The sequence below is a fragment of the Streptomyces megasporus genome (assembly GCF_000718985.1).
Classification (GTDB): Bacteria; Actinomycetota; Actinomycetes; order Streptomycetales; family Streptomycetaceae; genus Streptomyces; species Streptomyces megasporus.
The window spans coordinates 1-643 of sequence record NZ_JODL01000081.1 but is presented as its reverse complement, the minus strand read 5'-3'; the positions used below and the strand labels follow the sequence as shown (position 1 = coordinate 643).

1 protein-coding gene is annotated in these 643 nt (G+C 73.6%); it reads right to left on the bottom strand.

The window, feature by feature from the left end; translation table 11 throughout:
- On the bottom strand, positions 1 to 643 hold a 643-nt coding region (locus IF47_RS0126750), incomplete at both ends, for an SGNH/GDSL hydrolase family protein (RefSeq protein WP_051718272.1).

Below are 643 nucleotides of genomic sequence, written 5' to 3'. Positions count from 1 at the left end.
TTGGTGGGGAGGCCGTCCACCGCGCCCGCGACGCTGCCGCCCGACCCGGTGTGGGAGGCGGACGCGCTCGCCCCGGCGACGATGTCGTCCGAGTCGGCGGCCAGCCGCTGGTACAGCCCGTTCACGCGCCGTACCCGGTCGGGCGTGATCGGGTCCGGCCCCTGGAGCACCCACACGATCCGCGGCCGGCGGGCCCCGCCGGCCGTCGTGATCTGCTCGACGAGCCTGCGCGCGTCGGCCTCGTACCGCTTGAAGTACCGCTCCCGCGAACCGTCGTACGTGATCTTGTCCATGCACCAGGTGAAGTCCCAGGCGTTGCCCCAGAACTGCAGCACAACGAAGTCCGGCCGCAGCGACCGCACCAGGGCGGCCGCCTTGTCCCGTGCCGGTACGAGCGACCGCTCCGCCGTGCCCTCCAGGTAGTCGCACAGGGTGGTGCCCGAGTAGGGGGCGCTCGTGTACTTCGCGCGCAGGTCCCGGCGCAGCTCCTGGCCGAGGACCTTCTGGTTCTCCATGGCGAGCGAGTCGCCGAGATACAGCACGCGGGGCGCCTTGGCGGGGGCGCGGGGGCTGGGCGAGACCGGGGCCCGCTGGTGCGTGGTCGTGGACACCTCCGGCGCGGACGGCGGGGACGTGCCAGGTC